The sequence below is a fragment of the Flavobacterium sp. T12S277 genome (genome assembly GCF_048514875.1).
GTDB lineage: Bacteria > Bacteroidota > Bacteroidia > Flavobacteriales > Flavobacteriaceae > Flavobacterium.
Genome location: NZ_JBLYEG010000073.1, coordinates 1 through 836 on the forward strand (window position 1 = coordinate 1; position 836 = coordinate 836).

2 protein-coding genes are annotated in these 836 nt (G+C 28.3%); both read left to right on the forward strand.

Annotation, left to right across the window (positions count from 1 at the left end; translation table 11 throughout):
- A partial coding sequence (locus ACN1CN_RS22770; RefSeq protein ID WP_419137980.1) for a phosphopantetheine-binding protein occupies positions 1–244 on the forward strand: 244 nt, incomplete at its 5' end.
- Positions 245–355: 111 nt separating this feature from the next.
- Positions 356–836 (forward strand): condensation domain-containing protein (locus tag ACN1CN_RS22775; RefSeq protein WP_419137982.1); only part of this gene is annotated, 481 nt, incomplete at its 3' end.

The following is an 836-nucleotide window of genomic DNA, read 5'->3' on the forward strand; positions in this document are numbered from 1 at the left end:
GGAGAGATCGATCTGCAGTATCTGGGAAGAAGTCCTTGGATTGGACAGAGTTGGAGTAACGGATAATTTCTTCAGGATAGGAGGAAATTCGATATTAGCTATTCAGGTGTCACACCGTATGAGTAAGCTACTGAAAAGTCAAGTTAAAGTAGCTGATATTTTTAAAATGAAAAATATTTATACTTTATTGGAAAATACAACTTTGGACATAGTTAATAATGAAAATATTATATGGAATTTTTAAATGATATTAATCTTATTTAAGAAGATTAAAAGGCATTTTTTAATAACATATGTTTAGACAAAAAATCAAAACTATTGACTATTTATTGTCAAATAGTATAATAAAATTAAGATGAAATATATAAACCATTTTTTTAACGAATTAAGAGTAAATGCTGGAGCAATTTGGCTGGATAATGAAACTATAAAATTATCTGCACCTAAAAAATTTCAAAATCAAGAGACTAGAGATTTTATTACAATTAATAAGAGTGAAATAATTAGTATTCTTAGAATTAATCATATTTTTTCTCAAGAGGAGTTTTTTAAAATAATAATATTAAAAAATCATAATACAGATTTTTATCCATTAAGTCCTGCTCAAGAAAGATTATGGTTTATCGAGCAGTATGAACAAGGTACCAATGCTTACCATATGCCTAGGATATTTGAACTTGATATTACTACGGATATTAGAGGGATGAAATATGCACTTGAGTGTATTGTGTGGAGACATGAGGTTTTAAGAAGTACCATTGAACAAAGAGAAGATCTTGATCATGGTATCCAGGTTGTCCATGATGCATCATTATTTATTGAGGATTCAGTACTTG